This window comes from Synechococcus sp. ROS8604 (assembly GCF_014279655.1).
Taxonomy (GTDB): domain Bacteria; phylum Cyanobacteriota; class Cyanobacteriia; order PCC-6307; family Cyanobiaceae; genus Synechococcus_C.
In genome coordinates, this window is the sequence record NZ_CP047946.1 from 2,395,139 (window position 1) to 2,413,422 (window position 18,284).

22 protein-coding genes are annotated in these 18,284 nt (G+C 51.4%); 9 read left to right on the forward strand and 13 right to left on the reverse strand.

What is annotated here, in order from left to right:
* Nucleotides 1-38 precede the first annotated feature (38 nt).
* Nucleotides 39-1,271: an ABC transporter ATP-binding protein gene (locus SynROS8604_RS12960; protein WP_038014606.1), complete on the forward strand. Its 1,233-nt coding sequence runs from the start codon at nt 39-41 to the stop codon at nt 1,269-1,271.
* 9 nt (nt 1,272-1,280) lie between these two features.
* Here SynROS8604_RS12960 and SynROS8604_RS12965 read toward each other — a convergent pair whose 3' ends face one another.
* The 4 genes from SynROS8604_RS12965 to SynROS8604_RS12980 all read right to left on the reverse strand — a co-directional run bounded on the left by SynROS8604_RS12965 (nt 1,281) and on the right by SynROS8604_RS12980 (nt 6,214).
* Nucleotides 1,281-3,698 (reverse strand): endonuclease MutS2, encoded by a 2,418-nt coding sequence (locus tag SynROS8604_RS12965; RefSeq protein ID WP_186544297.1) that lies wholly within the window; start codon nt 3,696-3,698, stop codon nt 1,281-1,283.
* Nucleotides 3,698-4,099, reverse strand: a complete 402-nt coding sequence (locus tag SynROS8604_RS12970; RefSeq protein ID WP_186544298.1) for a VOC family protein — start codon at nt 4,097-4,099, stop codon at nt 3,698-3,700. The genes SynROS8604_RS12965 and SynROS8604_RS12970 overlap by 1 nt, the downstream gene beginning before the upstream one ends.
* A gap of 90 nt (nt 4,100-4,189) precedes the next feature.
* Nucleotides 4,190-5,191 (reverse strand): porphobilinogen synthase, encoded by a 1,002-nt coding sequence (gene hemB, locus SynROS8604_RS12975; RefSeq protein WP_186544299.1) that lies wholly within the window; start codon nt 5,189-5,191, stop codon nt 4,190-4,192.
* A 42-nt stretch (nt 5,192-5,233) separates the two neighbouring features.
* Nucleotides 5,234-6,214 (reverse strand): DnaJ C-terminal domain-containing protein, encoded by a 981-nt coding sequence (locus SynROS8604_RS12980; RefSeq protein ID WP_186545986.1) that lies wholly within the window; start codon nt 6,212-6,214, stop codon nt 5,234-5,236.
* 115 nt (nt 6,215-6,329) lie between these two features.
* Here SynROS8604_RS12980 and SynROS8604_RS12985 point away from each other — a divergent pair, with 115 nt between their 5' ends.
* A complete protein-coding gene (locus tag SynROS8604_RS12985; RefSeq protein WP_186544300.1) occupies nt 6,330-6,698 on the forward strand; it encodes a thioredoxin family protein in 369 nt (122 codons plus the stop codon).
* Nucleotides 6,699-6,701: 3 nt separating this feature from the next.
* Nucleotides 6,702-8,348 carry a SulP family inorganic anion transporter gene (locus SynROS8604_RS12990; protein WP_186544301.1) on the forward strand — a complete coding sequence of 549 codons (1,647 nt, stop codon included), beginning with the start codon at nt 6,702-6,704 and terminating at the stop codon, nt 8,346-8,348.
* 840 nt (nt 8,349-9,188) lie between these two features.
* Here the strand turns inward: SynROS8604_RS12990 and SynROS8604_RS12995 are convergent.
* Both SynROS8604_RS12995 and SynROS8604_RS16075 read right to left on the reverse strand, forming a co-directional pair.
* Nucleotides 9,189-9,461: a DUF1651 domain-containing protein gene (locus SynROS8604_RS12995; protein WP_006854405.1), complete on the reverse strand. Its 273-nt coding sequence runs from the start codon at nt 9,459-9,461 to the stop codon at nt 9,189-9,191.
* A gap of 137 nt (nt 9,462-9,598) precedes the next feature.
* Nucleotides 9,599-9,667: a hypothetical protein gene (locus SynROS8604_RS16075; RefSeq protein WP_255445307.1), complete on the reverse strand. Its 69-nt coding sequence runs from the start codon at nt 9,665-9,667 to the stop codon at nt 9,599-9,601.
* Between the two features lie 300 nt (nt 9,668-9,967).
* Between SynROS8604_RS16075 and SynROS8604_RS16080 the strand changes: the two genes are divergently transcribed.
* Complete coding sequence (locus tag SynROS8604_RS16080; RefSeq protein WP_255445057.1) at nt 9,968-10,201, forward strand: hypothetical protein; 234 nt, start codon at nt 9,968-9,970, stop codon at nt 10,199-10,201.
* On the opposite strand, the gene SynROS8604_RS13005 is transcribed toward SynROS8604_RS16080, so the two are convergent.
* Nucleotides 10,183-10,500 (reverse strand): hypothetical protein, encoded by a 318-nt coding sequence (locus tag SynROS8604_RS13005; RefSeq protein ID WP_186544302.1) that lies wholly within the window; start codon nt 10,498-10,500, stop codon nt 10,183-10,185. The two genes, SynROS8604_RS16080 and SynROS8604_RS13005, sit on opposite strands and share 19 nt — an antisense overlap.
* A gap of 487 nt (nt 10,501-10,987) precedes the next feature.
* The gene (locus SynROS8604_RS13010; RefSeq protein WP_186546103.1) at nt 10,988-11,248 is read right to left on the reverse strand and encodes a hypothetical protein; all 261 of its coding nucleotides are present in this window, start codon (nt 11,246-11,248) and stop codon (nt 10,988-10,990) included.
* Here SynROS8604_RS13010 and SynROS8604_RS13015 point away from each other — a divergent pair.
* Complete coding sequence (locus SynROS8604_RS13015) at nt 11,247-11,816, forward strand: hypothetical protein (RefSeq protein ID WP_255445058.1); 570 nt, start codon at nt 11,247-11,249, stop codon at nt 11,814-11,816. The two genes, SynROS8604_RS13010 and SynROS8604_RS13015, sit on opposite strands and share 2 nt — an antisense overlap.
* 38 nt (nt 11,817-11,854) lie before the next feature.
* Here SynROS8604_RS13015 and SynROS8604_RS13020 read toward each other — a convergent pair whose 3' ends face one another.
* The 3 genes from SynROS8604_RS13020 to SynROS8604_RS16085 all read right to left on the reverse strand — a co-directional run bounded on the left by SynROS8604_RS13020 (nt 11,855) and on the right by SynROS8604_RS16085 (nt 12,729).
* A complete protein-coding gene (locus SynROS8604_RS13020) occupies nt 11,855-12,178 on the reverse strand; it encodes a sulfiredoxin (protein WP_255445059.1) in 324 nt (107 codons plus the stop codon).
* The gene (locus tag SynROS8604_RS13025; protein WP_186544303.1) at nt 12,159-12,401 is read right to left on the reverse strand and encodes a hypothetical protein; all 243 of its coding nucleotides are present in this window, start codon (nt 12,399-12,401) and stop codon (nt 12,159-12,161) included. The genes SynROS8604_RS13020 and SynROS8604_RS13025 overlap by 20 nt, the downstream gene beginning before the upstream one ends.
* Before the next feature lie 193 nt (nt 12,402-12,594).
* The gene (locus SynROS8604_RS16085) at nt 12,595-12,729 is read right to left on the reverse strand and encodes a hypothetical protein (protein ID WP_255445060.1); all 135 of its coding nucleotides are present in this window, start codon (nt 12,727-12,729) and stop codon (nt 12,595-12,597) included.
* 128 nt (nt 12,730-12,857) lie between these two features.
* Between SynROS8604_RS16085 and SynROS8604_RS13035 the strand changes: the two genes are divergently transcribed.
* The 3 genes from SynROS8604_RS13035 to SynROS8604_RS13045 all read left to right on the forward strand — a co-directional run bounded on the left by SynROS8604_RS13035 (nt 12,858) and on the right by SynROS8604_RS13045 (nt 15,678).
* Nucleotides 12,858-13,130 carry a DUF3764 family protein gene (locus tag SynROS8604_RS13035; RefSeq protein WP_186544305.1) on the forward strand — a complete coding sequence of 91 codons (273 nt, stop codon included), beginning with the start codon at nt 12,858-12,860 and terminating at the stop codon, nt 13,128-13,130.
* A gap of 760 nt (nt 13,131-13,890) precedes the next feature.
* Entirely contained in the window at nt 13,891-14,166 is a 276-nt protein-coding gene (locus tag SynROS8604_RS13040) for a hypothetical protein (protein ID WP_186544306.1), read from the forward strand.
* A gap of 333 nt (nt 14,167-14,499) precedes the next feature.
* Nucleotides 14,500-15,678: a hypothetical protein gene (locus SynROS8604_RS13045; protein ID WP_186544307.1), complete on the forward strand. Its 1,179-nt coding sequence runs from the start codon at nt 14,500-14,502 to the stop codon at nt 15,676-15,678.
* A gap of 338 nt (nt 15,679-16,016) precedes the next feature.
* Here the strand turns inward: SynROS8604_RS13045 and SynROS8604_RS13050 are convergent, their stop codons facing one another.
* Entirely contained in the window at nt 16,017-16,337 is a 321-nt protein-coding gene (locus SynROS8604_RS13050; RefSeq protein ID WP_186546104.1) for a hypothetical protein, read from the reverse strand.
* 89 nt (nt 16,338-16,426) lie between these two features.
* Between SynROS8604_RS13050 and SynROS8604_RS13055 the strand changes: the two genes are divergently transcribed.
* Nucleotides 16,427-17,152 carry a MauE/DoxX family redox-associated membrane protein gene (locus SynROS8604_RS13055; protein ID WP_255445061.1) on the forward strand — a complete coding sequence of 242 codons (726 nt, stop codon included), beginning with the start codon at nt 16,427-16,429 and terminating at the stop codon, nt 17,150-17,152.
* A 194-nt stretch (nt 17,153-17,346) separates the two neighbouring features.
* On the opposite strand, the gene SynROS8604_RS13060 is transcribed toward SynROS8604_RS13055, so the two are convergent.
* Nucleotides 17,347-18,201, reverse strand: coding sequence for a bile acid:sodium symporter family protein (locus SynROS8604_RS13060; protein WP_186544309.1), 855 nt, complete (start codon nt 18,199-18,201; stop codon nt 17,347-17,349).
* Nucleotides 18,202-18,284 lie beyond the last annotated feature (83 nt).

Genomic DNA, 18,284 nt, shown 5'->3' on the forward strand with positions numbered 1-18,284 from the left:
TTCCCAACCCTAGGATCGAAGAGTACGAGGACAAGAGCTTGGCCGGGGTTCGCTTTGAAGCACTCAGCAAGAACTATCCGGCCCGCGGGGGGGGCAAGCCTGTTGAGGTGATTCGCGATCTCTCCCTCAGCATCGCTGACGGTGAATTTCTAGTGCTCGTTGGTCCCTCAGGTTGTGGCAAAAGCACGCTTTTGCGACTCATGGCAGGACTGGAATCCCCGAGCTCAGGCGAGATCCTGGTGGGGGACCAACCCGTGTCTGGCCTGAGGCCAGCCAAGCGCAATGTGGCGATGGTGTTCCAAAGCTATGCGCTTTACCCCCATCTGAGCGTCCGCGACAACTTGGCCTTCGGCCTGAGGAGAAGCCAACAGCGCACGAGCTGGCAACAGCTCCAGGACCAACTTCACCGCAACACACGCCGTCTCCCTTCTCCGCTGAGAGTCCCTTCGCATCGAGAGCAACAGCTCGAGAAGCGCATCCAGGATGTGGCGCAATCTCTGGAATTGGATCAACTCCTCGATCGTCGACCGAAAGAACTGTCTGGCGGACAAAAACAACGGGTGGCCCTGGGCAGGGCCATGGCCCGTAAACCAGAGGTCTTCCTGATGGATGAACCACTGAGCAATCTCGACGCCAAATTGCGCGGGAGCACGCGCGCGCGGATCGTTGACCTCCAGCGCCAACTCGGGACCACCACCATCTACGTCACCCATGACCAGGTGGAAGCGATGACGATGGGCCACCGCATCGCCGTGCTCAACCAAGGGCATCTGCAGCAATTAGGCACTCCGATGGAGCTGTACCGCTGGCCTTCGAACTTGTTTGTCGCCCAGTTCATCGGCAGCCCGCCGATGAACGTGCTCCCCGTGCATGTTGGCTCTGGCGGCACACTGATGCTCGAGGACAGGCGACTCAACGTGGAGGGACCGATCAGGACCCTGCTTCAGACCCTTGAAGGCCAACAATTGAGCGGAGGAATTCGTCCAGAACAACTCCATGTCGCACCAGCCACCAACCGAAACCTGCCAGCTGAGGTGAGTCACAGTGAGGTTTTAGGGAACGAACAACTGCTCACCTGCCGGTTGCTGGATGGCGACCATTTGGTGCAAGTCAGAGCCGATCCAAGCCTGAACGTTTCGATTGGAGGGTCCATTCACTTAGAAGCCGATCCAGATGGCTGGCGGTTATTTGATGAGGCTGGGGACGCCATCGCTCTCCCAACCCCACCACCAGCCGATACCGATGAGCCTCAACTCCCCCCGCTGAGCTGAGCTCAGCGATCAGCGCACCCAAACAACGCTGCAACCTGGACCACCATCTCCCTGATCGGCATCACCAACCCGTTCCACATACGGGAGCGAATCGAGCCACTGACGCAAACCGCGCTTGAGGCGACCAGTCCCGATCCCGTGGATCACCCAAACCGGGCCATTCGCACCACGGAGGAGCTCTTCCACAGCAGCTTCCGCTTCATGCACTCTCTGGCCGCGAACATCCACGGTGTTCCGCGAGGTACGCACCTGAGAGCCGCCGACTCCTCGCCGCGCTTTCACCTGAACCACTGGTTTCTCAGGGGGTGCAGCTCGGCGACCATCCAAGCTTTCCACCGCTTGCAGATCCACCATGCTGCGCATCACACCACAGCGCACACTCAGCTGCTGACCATCGTCTGACACCTCAAGCACCTCAGCCGCTTTATCGAGGGCTAGCAGGCGAATGCGCTCGCCCACAGACGGGCGCCATTCAGGATGATGGCGACGCTCTGGAAGGGAGCGATGGTTGGATTCAAGCTTGCGCAGCCGCTGACCGGCGCGGCGAGCGGTTTCACCATCCGCTTTCTGATCCCGCAGCCGACGAATCAGATGACGCACCTCTTTTTGACCATCGCGAATGGAGCTCTCCAAACGCTGACGGCCCAACTCCTGCTGCTGAGCTGAGTTTTTGCGTTGCTGCTCCCAACGCTGAAGGAGCTCCTCATGCAGCAATTCGGTGCGAGCCAAAAGTGCCGCCGCATCTTCAGCCGCGGCCTGTTGGCGTTGCCGCTGCTCTTCCAGGCCACGGATCACAGCGTTGACATCGCCATCGCCACTGGGCTTAAGCAATTGCCTGGCTTGTTCGATCACGCCGCTATCAAACCCGAGACGCGTCGCAATCGCCAGCGCATTGCTGCGTCCTGGAATCCCCCAAAGCAGCTGGTATGTCGGCGAAAGGGTATCGCTATCAAAGGCAACGGAGGCGTTTTCAAAGCGTGAATCGCTGTACTTGAGTGCCTTGAGCTCGCCAAAGTGAGTTGTAGCAATGGTGAGTCGGGCGCAATCGGCCAAATTGCGCAGCAGAGCAATCGCCAGAGCCGTGCCTTCACTGGGATCTGTGCCAGCACCCACCTCATCAAGCAGCACTAACGCCGGCGACGGACCAGAGGCGATGGATTGGAGGATGCTTCCGATTCTTTTCACGTGACCACTAAACGTGGACAAACTCTGCTGAAGCGATTGTTCGTCGCCGATGTCGGCAAGAACCTGTGCACACCAAGGGAGTGAGGGGCTGCCGTTGCAGGGAATCCACATACCGGCTCTGGCCATCAATGCCGCTAAGCCGATGCTCTTCAAGGTCACTGTTTTTCCACCGGTGTTGGGTCCAGTGATGGCGACAACCCGCAACTGTTCCGACACCTCAACGCTCACAGGAACCACAGGGGCGCCACCCTCCTTGCGCTGCTGCCAAACCAGTAGTGGATGGCGCAGCTCCAAAATGTGAAAAGGGGCATCAGCTTCAGCGTCAAGCCGGGGCGGGACGGCACCAAGCCACTGGCCATAACGCCCCCGAGCCAAGGCCAGATCTAACTTCAACAGCACGGCCATCAAGCGATCGATCACCTCGTTCTGCTCTGCAACGGCAGCGCTGAGCTCCGCCAAGACCCGACGCTCCTCTTCTCTGATCCGACCATCGAGAGCGGCAAGACGATTGCCGAGACCGATCACCGTCTTCGGCTCAACGAAGACCGTATTTCCTGAAGAAGAACTGTCGTGAACCATTCCCGGACATTGAGAAGCGGCACCGGCTTTCACCGCCAAAACCGGACGACCATGGCGTTCCGCGATCACGGTGTCTTGCAGCAACGTCGCCCAACGCCGCAGAACCGCCTGCAAACGATCACGCCGCTCCTGCCGAGCGACCTGCCATTGGAGGCGCAACTCTTCCAACGATTCACTCGCTCGATTCGCAACGCGCCCACCCTCTTCCAAGGCAAATTTCAAACGCTGCTCGAGCTCCGGAAGAGTCGCCACATTTTCCAGCAGTGCTGAACAGTCAGGCCTCAAGTCAGGGTCATCGATCTGACGGCGAAGGCGTCGGGCAGCAGCGAGTGTGTGCGCCACAGACAGCAACTCCTCACCTGAAGCTGTCCCGCCTTTGCAACAGCGGAGCAAAACCATCTCAAGGTCAGACACCCCTTGAAAACTCAATCCGCCATCCAGGAGACCGTCCAGGCTGGCGAGTTCCATACTTCTGACCTGATAGGTCAGCGTGGTGTCCAAGTCAGCTGGCAGCTGACCCTTCAAGCAGTGTTGGCGCCCCTGTGGGGTGCTCGCAAAGGTTGAAAAGTGCTGACATAACCGAGGCCACTCCAGCAATTCCAGGGTCTCTTCCAGGATCGAAACCGAAGGAGATGCCGATGTCATGCGGGGATCGGATGTCATCAGGAGACCCCCGCCGATGCCTCCATCTGATTGGAAGGGATGCCACCGGGGGGTTCATAGAGCATCTCAAGCCAATTTCCATCTGGATCCCGGAAATAAAAAGAAGCTGTTCCATCTCTGTGGTCATGAACCGCTCCAACGCTGACCCCAGACGCTTTGAGTTGGTCGTGGACCACATCAACTTCAGCGCGATCGTAAAAGTGAAAGGCAAAATGCGGCCCTGCTGCTTTGTAGCTGGGTCCCAGAAGCGCTAACCCATCACGGCTTTCTCCCGCCTCGAGATAACACCAGTCGTCCGCCTTCCAAACCAAGCGCATGCCGAGATCACAGTAAAAAGCGATCGCACGCGACAGATCCTGCACACGGATGGCGACGTGGCCAAGGCGCTGTACAGCTGGCATAAAGGCAGTGAAAGAAGACAGTCATTCTGGTGGGTTAATCGCCATCTGTGAGGGACTCCATGACCGAGACCGTCTACGGCATCGCCATCTTCAGCGCGTCCGAAGCCACTCGGCAGCATCACAGGCGTGATAGGTGAGGATTAAATCGGCACCTGCTCGCTTGAAGCTCAGCAAGGTCTCCAGAACCACAGCACGTTCATCAATCCAGCCACGCTCGGCGGCCGCCTTCACCATCGAGTATTCGCCACTGACGTTGTAAGCCGCGATTGGAAGCTCGGACTCATCCCGAAGACGGCAAATGATGTCTAGATACGCCAAGCCTGGCTTCACCATCATGATGTCGGCACCTTCTTGTTCATCAAGCTGAGCCTCCGTGATGGCCTCGCGAGCATTGGCCGGATCCATCTGATATGTGTCTTTGTTTTTAGGGATCACCTTTTCAGTGGTTGCGCGAGGAGCCGAATCCAGCGCCTCGCGGAAGGGGCCGTAATAGGCGGACGAATACTTGGCGGTATAGCTAATAATGCCGACGTGCTCGAAACCGGCGTCATCAAGGGCTTCACGAATGGCGCCAACGCGCCCATCCATCATGTCGCTGGGTCCAATCAGGTCGGCCCCGGCCTCCGCCTGCATCACCGCTTGTTTGCACAGCTGGTCGATGGTTTCATCGTTCAGCACGATGCCTTCTGGGCTGACAATCCCGTCGTGGCCATCACAGGAGTAAGGATCGAGGGCCACATCGGTCATGATCGCCATATCGGGGACATCCCTCTTGAGCTGACGAATCGCCCTGGGGATCAAACCGTTGGCATTGAAACTTTCTGAACCGTCTTCACTTTTCAGACCTTCCGCCACCTTCGGGAAGAGAACCACACAACGAATCCCCAGATCCCAGGCTCGCTGAACCTCAGCACTCAAACGATCGAGACTCCAGCGATAGGCACCTGGCATCGCACCGATCGGCTCAACTTCCGCCCCTTCGTGCACAAACAGCGGATAGATAAAATCAGCTGGAAGCAATTGGTTTTCGCGCACCATGGCTCGTAGGGCCGGAGAGCGACGCAAACGGCGCGGGCGATAGGTGATCTCCATTAATGCGGTCGGACGACAGATGGGGAAATCGTAAATCCCGCCTTAAAGGCTGGCGTTCTGAATCCACTGTTGCCGGAGGTTTCCGTCTCGGCTGCTCTGAAATTGTTCCAGAAGCTGACGCTGTTCGTCTGACCACTGCTTAGGCCACTGAAGGGAAAGGGTGAGCAACAGATCTCCACGACCAGACTTCCCTGGCCAGCCTTTTCCGCGTAAACGAAGGCTTTTTCCAGGTGCCGTGCCAGGGGGAATGGTGACGTCTGCCTCGCCATCGGGGGTCATGACCTTGACCGTTCCGCCAAGGGCGAGTTCATCGAAAGCAACGGGCAATTCAGCGCGCAACTGATCGCCATCCAGCGTCCAGATCGAATGGGGTTGGACCTCAATCACCAAATAGAGATCCCCTCGACGGCCCGTGCCCGGTTGAACATTTCCCTTGCCCTTAAGCCGAAGCTTCGAACCACTCTTCACCCCAGGAGGGATCCGAACCTGAACTCGCTCATCGTTCACAGACAAGGTGCGCTCACCCCCTCGAAACGCTTCCGAAAACGTCACCTTGACCGCTGCTTCTGCATCGAGATTGATGGGTGCTCTCGACCCACCGCGGGAGAAGCCTCCTCCAGGAAAACCTCCTCCAGGAAAACCTCCGCCGCCATACCCGGCGGGACCAGCGCCTCCAGCGGCTCCTCCAAAACGGCCAAGGAGGTCGTTGATGAAATCATCAAAATTTCCGTATCGACCAAAATCAACATCAAAACCGGCGGGACCTGAGCCACCTCCAGGCATTCCTGCCTGATTCCAATATTGGCCAAATTGTTCGTAGCGACGACGCTTCTCAGGGTCAGAAAGCACCTCATAGGCCTCGCTCACTTCTTTGAAGCGGGCTTCAGCGTCCTGATCATCAGGATTCACATCGGGGTGATATTGACGGGCCAACTTGCGAAAAGCACGCTTCACCGTATCGGCGTCGGCACTGCGTTCCACACCCAGCACTTTGAAGTAATCGCGGTAGCCACTGCCGGCCATGGAATTCATCAACCCTTTGGGCTGCGCATCAGATCCAATTGCCAGTTTCGTCCGTGGATGCGGACCGGAGCAATGGCGGGATGCCCGAACGGCAGACCTTTCTTAGATTTGGACCATGGTTGAAATCAACAAGCTGGTGCCTTTGTTGGCATCACTAACAGCGCTCGCACTGCCATTTCCAGCAGCAGCGTCACCCGATCCTGCAGAACTGGCTGACCATCTCAGTACAAGCAAGGCGCTTTACTACGGATCCTGGCGTTGTCCTGCCTGCAGGGCCCAAACAGAACTGTTTGGCGATGCAGCCAACAAACTTCCTTACGTTGAATGCGGGAAACGCAAGGACCTTCCGATTCAGGCAGCAGCCTGTCGAACAGCAGAGATTCGGGCGTATCCAACCTGGATTCTTGAAAACGGCGAGCGACGAGAAGGCGTTCAAACCCTGGAGCAACTCGAGGCATGGACATCCATGCCAGCCCGTCCTTAATCCATGGCGCGTCCAAGACTGGCCTTAGTTCACGGCTTCAGCTGGAGGTACTGGAGAGGAGATTTACTAGGCGGCCTCACGGCAGCCGTTGTGGCTCTACCCCTGGCCCTTGCGTTTGGAAACGCCGCACTTGGTCCGGGCGGAGCGATTTACGGGCTGTACGGAGCGATCATTACGGGCTTTCTGGCCGCTCTCTTTGGCGGAACGCCTGCGCAAGTCTCAGGTCCTACAGGGCCGATGAGCGTCACCGTTGCAGGGGTGATTGGAACGCTCGCAGCCGTAGGAATTTCTCGGGAACTTGGGAGCAATGAGCTCCTCCCGCTCGTGATGGGAGCCGTCTTGATCGGCGGGCTCATTCAGATCCTGATGGGAGTTTTGCGGCTTGGTCGGTACATCACCCTGGTTCCTTATTCCGTGGTGTCTGGCTTCATGTCTGGCATTGGGGTCATCATTTTATGCCTGCAAATAGGACCCTTATTAGGAATCAAGGGCCAGGGCGGAGTGATCACCTCTCTCGGGACAGTTTTTAGTCAATTCACACCTAATACAGCTGCATTACTGGTTGGTCTATTGACATTGGCAGTGGTTTTTTTAACACCCAAGAGAATTAGCACCTGGGTGCCATCGCCACTGATTGCCTTGGTAATCATTACTCCTCTCTCCATGCTGTTGTCACAAGACGGCATCCCCCGAATCGGAACCATTCCGGAAGGGGGATTGAATTTCAGCCTGCCTAATTTTAAAGATCATTTTCCGGTTTTATTACGAGCTGGCCTTGTGCTCGCGGTGCTTGGTGCCATCGACTCGCTGCTTACATCCCTTGTCGCCGACAACATCAGCCAAAGCCGTCACCACTCCAACCGAGAGCTGATCGGGCAAGGCATTGCCAACAGCGTGGCAGGACTCTTTAACGGCCTCCCCGGGGCTGGAGCAACGATGCGAACGGTGATCAATATCAAATCAGGAGGCCGAACTCCCATCTCAGGGATGGCGCATTCGGTGTTTTTACTTGTGCTGCTGCTGGGCGCTGGGCCGCTGGCCGAGAGCATTCCAGAAGCATTATTGGCAGGAATCCTCATCAAAGTAGGCCTAGACATTATTGACTGGGGATTCCTATTAAGGGCCCACCGTCTCTCCATCAAAACAGCACTGGTGATGTGGGGGGTTTTGCTGATGACCGTGTTCTGGGATCTGATTGGAGCGGTCCTTGTTGGAATGTTCGTAGCCAACCTTCTAACCATTGAATCGATAACAACGCATCAACTGGAGAGCATGAATTCAGAGGACAGCTCTCAGCTCGACCAAGAAGAGCAGCATCTCCTCAATCGCTGCGGTGACGCACTCATGCTGTTTCGCTTGCAAGGACCACTGAGCTTTGGAGCCGCGAAAGGAATTAGCGAACGCATGACCCAAATCCGGCAGTACAAAATACTTTTGCTGGACGTCACAGATGTTCCGCACCTTGGAATCACGGCCACGTTGGCCATTGAAAGGATGGTGGAGGAAGCGGAGCACCACGAACGCCAAGTGTTAATTGCCGGTGCCAACGCAAAGGTCAAAGCCCGCCTGCAGCAATTCCGCATTCATAGACTCACAGCAAGCAGAAGAGACGCTCTGGCACACGCAGCTCAGGAACTAGACCCGAACTAAGGGGTCCAAGGCATTCAGCAGCGGTCAGTATTTATACTCAACACAAAGACTGTGTAACCGCGAACACACAGCCAATGGAAATTGCCTGCAGAATATTTATACTTCTTAAATTCCAATGGAAATCCTCACCGCGCTTGCCATCGCTCCATTCCTAGCCGCGCTTGTCCTAGGGGCTAGAGAGGCCGAGCTCGAAGAGCAAAGCAACCGGTAAAGGCATTCCGAATCATTTCCGTGCAGGATTAAACATCATCCTTTACCTAAATCAATCACACCAAAATAACACTCATCAATTCAAAACTTTTACATTTTTAGCAGTTACAACTGCTTCGCCATAGGCGATCGAATTGCAATAACTGATATCAATCTTTTCAAAAGACCACTTTAAAAAAATTGGACAATGAATTAAACTATTTAGATATCTGAGGTTCTGCCATCACAAATCGTCAGCGCGGAAGATCAAAAGAAGACTTGCCCAGAAATCCAATGGCCGTAGGGTCTCGATGAAGCCTCAGCAAATGCCAAAAACACTGTGACACCAATGCCGAGAAGGGTGATCGAAATGCCACTCATGATGGCGATATCGTACAAAGCGCGTATCTCAGAAACGCTGCGCCCAGGAAGGGAAGAACGTCGAGCCATTCACCTGAACAACAAACCACAAATTAGTTATGGAGCATCAGAGAGAAGAAAACAGCTTTCATTGATGAAGCTCATCAATTCGTTTCACGGCGCAACATGGCGTGGCCAATGTTGCTGAAAAGGAAAGAGTCAGCGCAAAGGAACCGGCTGTACAACAAACTTGCACACCTGGATGCAGCTCAGGCGATATCAGAGTCTCTTTTACCGAACAGGCGGATAGCAGCGCTGCCAACCCGCCTCACGCATGGTGTCCCAGGTGTCGACTGCCTGATGACGAAGCATCCGACGACGCGATAGGGGGACTGGCGGATAAGGCGGTTTCCACTGAAATGTCCTTAACGCGATCAATTCGCCATCAGCAGAGTTGCCAGCAGACTGGAAATGCACAAGCTGCTGTTGAAGCTCGTTAGAGAGCCAACCCTCACCACCAGGGATGTCTGGCAGGCGTTTTGAGTCCGGTCGGAGACGTGGCATGTGTAAATTATGACAGCCTCAAACCAAAATTGTCAGAATTAATGATGAATAACAGATATTTGTTCTGATTCAGGTGCGAACCAACTGAACCACTAGAAGCGTTTACAAACCAAAAGGAATCGGAGTGGCAAGCCAGCTCAGCGAATCAGAACGGGGGTCCCCACCTCAACCAGATTAAAAACTTGAATAACGTTATTATTCAACATTCTGATGCAGCCCAAACTTGCAGCAGCCCGAAGGTGACCCAGCGTGGCCAAGCCATTCCATGAACGGCATAAACCTTTCCATCTGAAGCCGCCTTGAGATAAGGCATAAATCGAACATCCACTGGATCATTAGACCCAGCAGGGAAAACCCTATGATGAGACTTTGAATAACAAGTAGGGGCTTATACTTTTTTCAGAATGCTATAAACACCCGGAATCGTGGGGGTTTCAGGGGCGCCGATCGCAATTGGATATCCCTTGATAACAGTTCCTGAGCCTTTGAGCCAAACGAGACCCTCTTTGAGACTCACCTCGATCTCAATCTCAGCTTTTGCTTCCACTGAAGAGATACCGGTTAAGGCAATGGAGCAATGGAGCCCAAAGAAGCAGCCAAAAATACATTTAAAAGAGACCTTGGCGAAAGCATTGGGCCACACAAAAAAGTTCAGAGATGCTAAATCAATTAACAGCTCAAAACGCAGCAGAGCAAGGCAAGAAGCATTGAATACCGAGAATTACGATTCAACCGCTTGATCGCCCTCTTCCAAACTCTTAGAATCTTCAATTTCTTTGAGAATTCTTTTATAGATGCTTGCAATCACCACTCCATCAGCATTTCGCAAAACAACAGAGTCGATACCAACAGAGCTTTTGGACAAATCCACCTCATCTTCATGCTTGATTTTATCTTGAGATATTGCAAATTCGATTGCTGGCTTAAATGAAAATGAACTCGTCATCAAGCAGTTGCGACTGCGACCAAGCTGACAGGCAAACAGAACACTGGCAGCAAATACGGTTTTACTTAAGACAGCAAAGGGGCAGGCCGCCAAGTTAAGCAGCCAAACATCGATCAGAGAGAAGGAGAGATGGCCACAGGCTTTTGGTGGATCAAGCTCTTAAGAGCTGGCCATATCAAACCGACTGATGCCTGCTGAATGCGCAGACTCACGGTAGAAGCGTCAAAAATGGGCTGTTATGCCTATCGCCTTAGGGATACTCGGCTCCCTAGAACGATTGAGTGATATTTCCAAGCAATGAAGCTCGATAGTGCAAACGCCCAACCGATGGGAAGCCTGATCCACGATGGAACTCACACACCCTTCCACGCCCTTGCCTGCCCCTTGAATCCCCGCATGGTTCGAATCGGCAAAAAAAGATAATCGGCCAAATCTTGATTGGGGCAATGATTAAAAAAGCAAGACATCAGCATTGGCCACCGAACGCCCTGATCGCGCCAGACGCGCTGAGCTAATCAAATCCTCTAAAACAATAAAAAACCCCGTGTCGACGGGGTGGATCACAACGATCAGGGCGACGTTAACGCGCCAGAGGAGCAAGCTTCGTAGGCGAAAGATGAGCGGAGGTGTAATCAATGCCCTCTGAATGGACAGCGAAACAACGCTGAGCATCTTGAAGACGTTGTGCCTTCAGCTCTTTTTCTTTGATCAGGAGGAGGGTGTTCATGGGAACGACCGACAGCGCCTCAAACCCCGTTGCTTGTTTGAGATCGAACTGCGTCCCCTCATGGGGACCAACGTGATCTGAATATAAGGGAAAAGGCAGGGATAGCAAAGCCATGAACCGAACCTTCAATGGCGTAACAACCGTTCCTTCCTCAAACCCCATAGCTGGGGAGATAAAACCCGCCACAGATAGCCACGGGCCCATGCCAAATGCCCCTCCACTCCCATCACCGCTGGGTTGGCTTGCATCTGTATCGGTGAACAGTGAGCAGACCCTGAGATACTTGGTGCTGAAGGCGGGAGCAGCTCAAGTGGCAGGAAAGTCTGGCTTCACACAAAGCGAATTTGAAGAAATCAAACGCCTCTACGTGGAAGAGGGAAGAACCTTTTCTCAGATCGCCAAAGTCATCGGCAAAGGTAGCGAAAATTCGGTACGAAATTCTTTGTCAAAGGCACGTGTTAATCGCGCTTCTAACGGAGAGAGGAAGCTCGAAAGATTTAAATCTGGACAGAAATATGGAAACATCACTCTGCTCACAAGGCTCGTAAAGTCCAAAAAACTTAGATACCATGTAGTTTGTGATTGTGGCTATGAATTCGACATTGATCCATACTTCCTGACACTTCCTGATGACCACAAAAACAGCATCTCACAATGTCAGAGATGCCGAGCAGGAAAGTAAAGAAATCAATCCCAATAAGGTACTCCAGTGCTGCTGAATCACATCAAATGGAGACGGAACGTAGCCCGATCAACTTGACGAATATTGGCCTCAATCGTTGTCCGGCCGAGACGCTTATGCGCTGTATACCGATGGCAGCCATTAAATCCATAGAACCTACCCTCAAACTCAATGAGATCGATAGGTTCTTGAAGCCCAATCTCCTTGACGCTTCTGATCAAATCATCAACTTTTCTTTCATCAATCACACTCTCATGAGGGCGGTTAATGGACTCAATCGGAACGGCTACTCGCTTTTTCATGATGAAGCAGTTGGTGAGAATGAAGCGATCGGTAGCGCCATCACCGCCGAGATCGAACAAAAGCAAACAAGTTGTTGACCTTTTTGAGCAACTGTAGAAAAAGGCCGCGCTGCTGAGGTCCGCTTGGTCGCTGCAACACCATGGTCTCCAGCTCTGGACCTTCGGATTGAAACCCATCAAAAGCCATCAAGGCTTCGCCAGCCCCTTCCAAGTCATGCTCAAGAATGCGCTGATTGACCTGAGGGCTGTGGTGCGAGTGCGAGCGGTTGCGAATGGAAGACATTCTCTACTCCTGATCTGACTCCTTTCTGTCTGAAAAGCAAGAGAAAAGCAAGTGTAGCGAGATGCTTCTTTAAGTAATCTTTAATCAACTCAGAAAGGAGCTGGATATCGAAATCAGAAGTGAAACCTATCCCAATGACCGATATGAATCACATGAGTATCATCTGAAACACATTGATTCATCGATCACCCAATCAAAACTTCCTGGGATAGGGATTATTACCCGCAAGCTCCACGTTCACTGCCTTGCAAATATTCATCATTGCCACAAGACCAAAATTCACACCCATCGGGCCATCAAGGAAATCCTGAAACTGCTCAGGAGTCATGGCTGTCTGCGCAGCAGACCACCAATCCTGAGCTTTTCCATGGCAAAACTCATGTTGGACACTGTCACAACGCAAACAAACAGAGTCAGAGAGAGAGTGCTTATATCAATGGACAAATTATTTGCCCCATGGAAACCACCATCTGGACCTTTAGCTTGAGTGTTCCCTTCGCACAGTGGGCTGCAATTTATGACAGTCAAGATGTAAGCAAAATGCACAAGGCCGTTGGGTTAACGTCACTGTTTCGTGGCGTTAGCAAGAGCGATCCATCCAAGATCTGCGCCATTCAGCAAGCACCCGTTGGTGTTGCCCAGAAGATCTTTGATGACAACAAAGAAATGATTCGTGGCAGCGGCCACATTATTGAAAGCACGGTGATCAGTGCCTATGCAGAAGAATAGTTGACGAACGGATTGGTCGTTTCCGAATGGCCAGTCAATTTCGTATTGGCTGATGACCTCTATCCCCATCTCTTCACTAAAGACGTGTAGGCAGCGGCAGCCATGACTTGTGGTAACAACAAGCTGATCACTGCGACAGGGCGGCAATAAAAATCCCCGCTCCTGGCAGGGGTAATGAATCAAGAGCCTTGGATTAGTGATTCCTCGGCTCAACGTGAATCCTGCAGGCATCTGACTTAGCCAGTTCTGCGTCAGCAGCACAAAGCCGCCTCATAAGATCGTCCTTATCAAATTCAGAAAGCGAGCCGTCAGAGGCCCACTTAAGACACGTTCTGCCAAGGCAGTTCTTGGCAGGTTTGCCCCCAGAAGATAGAGCCATAATGCAATTCGCGATGGGAAACTCGCCTAGCTCTCTCGAGCATGCATGGTTCACACCGAGAGTGCTTCAGAGGTGTGAGAGGGCAGCCCACCTGCGGCAGATGTGGGAGTGCTCTTTCATGATTCTTCGCTTCCGACACCTCTGGGAATCCAGAAACCAGAGGTCAAGCCGCATGCTTCAAACGTCAGGACGAAGTGTCGGGCTTTGATGAGCAACTGGGGCGAATGTTCCAGGTGATGGACCTTCTGGCTCCGATTGGAGTGCCCCCCAGCTTGCTAAAGCCGGGATGAAGGGCGTGTCCATGGATGGTGAGAAAACTCGTGGAGCAGGTGCTTAAAAGGCCAGGCAGCTTCTTACTTTTGCTGGGGGGGAGTGTTTGCCATGCTTGGCACCTCCGATCTCGGTGAAAGTATTCTCCACCCGATGAGCATTTTCTGCATCGGTTTAAACGCGCATTGCCTTCTGAACAGAAACAGCCGAGGATTGCAGAAGCATGGCCAAAAGCAGCTAGTCGCTCATACCAGGCACACACAAAAAAAGAATGTGCTCAGCACGGGGCCATCAGAAGACTGTGATGCATGGAACGCTGATGACAATCATGCATTTGCACTCGATGCGCATCATGCAGCCTTCTGGCAGATCAATCCAGGGACTTGATTAAAACACGAATGGGCCGAGCAAAGTTATCGAGGGCAGAGACATTTCTTCTCACTAAACCTAATTCAAGACACTGCAAGTGACGCCCTTCGCTTCATAGCCACAAGCCCTCACTCCCTCCAGTCTAGCGGTCAATAGATGCATTCTCTTGGCATCCATTTGGCAACCAGATGCAATGCCTAGACTTAAAAAATTAGCCAATAGCCCAAGCTCTTAAACAATACAAGCGGCTTTTCCAAGCCAACGTCATACGGATCTGAACCTAAAGACTTCTAGAACCCCCAAGAACATCAATGATCCACCGATAAAATCAATAAAGCAATTCACATTTGCTTGGCTAACACAAATTCACTCCCTGTCGCTTTCCAGGATCAAATCCAAAGCATTGCAGAGAACAAGACTGCTGATCGTGATGTCGTCATCAGCCTCTATGAGTATATTAAAAGACGATATTTCGAAGAAAATCCAGACTTTATTACCTCTAACTGGAATTGGGGAACAAGCAAAATCAATGGGACGGCGCTCGAAGGAAGACTGTTGCCATTGCAAGACGAAACAAGAGTTATTGATGAAGTCATCGGCGAAAACAGATTAATTGTCAACCTAGGCACACGCAAAGCGGGAACAAGAGTCGGAATTCACGTCCATGAATCGGGAGGTTTAACATTTGTAGTAAGCGGAGATGGAGCAATAACTGACTACGTGGAAGGCATTGAGAACACTTTTAACCAGGTTGGTGATTATTACTTTATGCCCTACAACACCACCATGTCAGCAGCAAATCTAGAAAGCGAAGACGTGGTTTTGCTGGATATATTTTACTTCCCGATCAACAAAACCCCTATTACGATACTAGAAGAAGGATATCCCTTATACGATCCACCTTCATATTTTTATACTTCGATATTTCTAGAACCAGAAGATGCAAAGCAAAAAATAGATGATTCTATCCTTGACGGCAGCCAAAAGCAATTTGAGGTTCTGGGTGGCCCAAAAAATCTTAGATCGATTGATGTATCTTTCAGCGAAATTGAAGGCAACAGCAAAGTAAGCCTGGATCGAGAGACAGCAGGAGGAGGAACCATTAAATCCAACTCTCCACTACCCATGCAACAAACAACGGAATATAATCTTGATGGAATTTATTTTAATAGTGATGCGGGGAATGATTACATCGCTGGCAGCAAAATGAACGACTTTATACGCGGCGGTGCCGGTGCCGACAAAATTGACGGATTAGCAGGAAACGACATTATTCGCGGCGGATCTGGTGGAGACTTAATGAGCGGAGGAGAAGGTTTTGACAAGTTTTACTTCACAACCGATCAGATCGATGATGCCATTGATGTGATTACCGACTTTAACAAATCAGAAGACAAAATAGTTATCCAAGGCGGCATTGAGATCATTGCAGACAATGACAGTTTATTTCTTGGATACAAGGGCTTTGAACTAGAGGTCCAAGTTGGCGCTCTGGTTCCTTTGGCTGACATTTTGATCAACGAAATCTGATTCGTTCATTTCAAATATTTTCTACTATTGCGAACATCGCTTCATAGACACCACATAGACGCAAGTACACACGAGACCCTGATTAGGCAGTGCTTAGAATCTAGCACCCCTTCAGGAATATCAGCCATACATTCTTTATACCATCAGTACTCCTGAAGCAATGCCAAGAACGCAATCAAAGCAAAGTTCAAATAAATATCCTTTTAAGAAGCATTCCATGAAGCAAGCATCACGACCTGCTTTAGAAAATTTGCTTACGCAGGTCTAACTCCAACGTGCTTCAGAAAAGCCGAAGCCAAAATCCAACTCAAGTGCGATCCACGCTTGTCATGACTGGCCTACTTGCGGTTCAGGTACTTCCAGCCTGCCCAGATGATCACAGCGAGAACAATCCAACCCAAAAATGCACGCAGGAGCACGACACCAATCAAGAGCACCACTGCCGTGCCAGCGGTATTTTTAACGATGGCCTTGCTGCGATCAGACATGTACTGCCAGCGAGGAATCAGAGCCATGAAGTCACCTAACGACAAAGCCACAGTGACAGTGGTAGGCGTTTCTGTCACGTTTGGGAAGGGGCAGCGATCACCGGCATCCTCAAGAGTGTCTGAAGCAGCTTCGATGCACCTGTGCTGAAGGGTGGCATCAGGTTGGATCATGATGAAACGATCCGTCTCACAAAAGGAGATCAAGCTCCGAGTTAAGAAAGATCGCCATGGCTACGTTCAAGATGATCATCCCCACAGCCATGACCTCTTCATCCAAGCTTAGAGACGTGCACGTTTTTCGGATGTCAATGCCGGAACACGAATGCCCTTGGGGACTGAAAGCCATTGCATTAATGCAGAAGCATGGGATCAGCTTTGAAGACCATCGATTAACAAGCCAAGAGGAAGTCAACACCTTCAAAGCTCAACATGGCGTTGCCACAACGCCACAAATTTTCAACGGCGATGAACGAATAGGGGGTTATACAGAGTTGGCCGCCATGCTTGGAGAAGAAGCTCAGGAAGCTGAGTATTCCTACATGCCAGTGGTAGCAGTCTTCGGAACTGCGCTTCTGATCTCACTGGTTCTGGAAGGCAATGTGATCCAACACTTCATGGGGATTTCCATCTGCACACTGGCGATGCTCAAGCTCATTGACGTGGAGTCCTTCGCGGCCAGTTTCGTGAAATACGACCTGGCCACGAAACGATGGCACCTATGGGGCAAGCTCTATCCGGGGGTGGAACTACTGATCGGCCTTGGTTTTTTAATGAAACCGCCGCTTCCAATGGCAGGGTGGATCGCACTGATTGTTGGTATCCAGGGAATGATTTCAGTCCTCAAAGCGGTTTACATCGACAAGCTCGCTTTGAACTGCGCCTGCGTTGGAGGGAACAGCAAAACACCCCTAGGAATTATTAGCTTCACTGAATATGCAATGCAAAGCCTGATGGGCATCGTTGTCGCCTTCCAATTAGCATTTTAAACTTCTCAAAAAACACATCAACACACTAACAAATCGATAAAAATAAAGCAATATTACCTTGCTATTGCAGAGAACATAGCCAACCTCAAAGCCAGGCTTCAGATGCAGATGAACAATACCAAGCCACTGAAACTAATCATTTCGAGAAATCACTCTTTCTGCCCAATAAAGGCTATTAGCAATGCCAACCTGTTTCACAGGCGTCTTCTCCAAAGAACGAAAGGAATGATAGTAACCAACATTAAAACACTATAGACAGCGGATGGGAGACTAAAGCGACTCAAACCACCTTGAACAAGCTCCTCACTGATCAGCGAACCAACAACAATACCTATCGTGCCATTTTGAAACCCAGCCTCTACAGAAAGGGAAGTAATCTGGGACTTTTTTAAACGCAGCAAATGACCAACAATCAAGCCAACCGCTAGCATGATCACATTAAGCAGCAGCAGAATTGGGCCCAAAGTAGGGAGATTTGCGATAAAAACATTCCACTGGCCAATCAGTACTCCAATCAAGACTGCCGCAAACAAACCATTGGATATTTGACTGCTTAGCTGTTCCCAACGAGACGCTTGCATCGGGGTGCATTGGCGAATCAAAACACCGATCAATACAGGCAATGTTGCCAAAGAAAAAACTTTTAAAATCAAAGGGAGTATTGATAACTCAATGCCTTGTTGTGGAACAAGAACGGGTGCCGTAACACTCAAAACAAGAGGAAGAGTTACAGCCGTAACAAGACTAGCCAGTGCGGTATAAGAAATAGAGAGGGCTACATCTCCACGAGAAAGCTTAGTCATAATATTCGACGTTATTCCACCCGGACAGCAACTCAAAATCATGACACCAAGGGCAAAGTCACCTTGCAGTCCAAACGCCCATATCAATACAAAAGCAATCGCTGGAAGCAGCAAGAGCTGAGCAAGTGCTCCAGCAATCAAGGCCTTTGGCTGCTGAAATGCGAATCCAAAATCTTGCGGCGTTAGAGAAAGCCCCAAAGAAAACATAATGAAAGCAAGACTTCCAGTAAGAAGAAGTTCAATCACAATTGGGCCAATTCCAAGCTAGCCGAGAATAATCCATAGACATGCTCCCGTAGCACAAGCCTGCTCAGCATCAATGCTGCGAA

What these genes read in the sequence shown, in the direction of transcription:
- SynROS8604_RS12965 (WP_186544297.1), bottom strand. Translation starts at nt 3,698, where the DNA reads ATGACATCCGATCCCCGCATGACATCGGCATCTCCTTCGGTTTCGATC.
- SynROS8604_RS12970 (WP_186544298.1), bottom strand. Translation starts at nt 4,099, where the DNA reads ATGCCAGCTGTACAGCGCCTTGGCCACGTCGCCATCCGTGTGCAGGAT.
- hemB (WP_186544299.1), bottom strand. Translation starts at nt 5,191, where the DNA reads ATGGAGATCACCTATCGCCCGCGCCGTTTGCGTCGCTCTCCGGCCCTA.
- SynROS8604_RS12980 (WP_186545986.1), bottom strand. Translation starts at nt 6,214, where the DNA reads ATGGCCGGCAGTGGCTACCGCGATTACTTCAAAGTGCTGGGTGTGGAA.
- SynROS8604_RS12985 (WP_186544300.1), top strand. Translation starts at nt 6,330, where the DNA reads ATGGTTGAAATCAACAAGCTGGTGCCTTTGTTGGCATCACTAACAGCG.
- SynROS8604_RS12990 (WP_186544301.1), top strand. Translation starts at nt 6,702, where the DNA reads ATGGCGCGTCCAAGACTGGCCTTAGTTCACGGCTTCAGCTGGAGGTAC.
- SynROS8604_RS12995 (WP_006854405.1), bottom strand. Translation starts at nt 9,461, where the DNA reads ATGCCACGTCTCCGACCGGACTCAAAACGCCTGCCAGACATCCCTGGT.
- SynROS8604_RS13015 (WP_255445058.1), top strand. Translation starts at nt 11,247, where the DNA reads ATGAACCGAACCTTCAATGGCGTAACAACCGTTCCTTCCTCAAACCCC.
- SynROS8604_RS13010 (WP_186546103.1), bottom strand. Translation starts at nt 11,248, where the DNA reads ATGGCTTTGCTATCCCTGCCTTTTCCCTTATATTCAGATCACGTTGGT.
- SynROS8604_RS13025 (WP_186544303.1), bottom strand. Translation starts at nt 12,401, where the DNA reads ATGTCTTCCATTCGCAACCGCTCGCACTCGCACCACAGCCCTCAGGTC.
- SynROS8604_RS16085 (WP_255445060.1), bottom strand. Translation starts at nt 12,729, where the DNA reads ATGACTCCTGAGCAGTTTCAGGATTTCCTTGATGGCCCGATGGGTGTG.
- SynROS8604_RS13035 (WP_186544305.1), top strand. Translation starts at nt 12,858, where the DNA reads ATGGAAACCACCATCTGGACCTTTAGCTTGAGTGTTCCCTTCGCACAG.
- SynROS8604_RS13040 (WP_186544306.1), top strand. Translation starts at nt 13,891, where the DNA reads ATGCTTGGCACCTCCGATCTCGGTGAAAGTATTCTCCACCCGATGAGC.
- SynROS8604_RS13050 (WP_186546104.1), bottom strand. Translation starts at nt 16,337, where the DNA reads ATGATCCAACCTGATGCCACCCTTCAGCACAGGTGCATCGAAGCTGCT.
- SynROS8604_RS13055 (WP_255445061.1), top strand. Translation starts at nt 16,427, where the DNA reads ATGACCTCTTCATCCAAGCTTAGAGACGTGCACGTTTTTCGGATGTCA.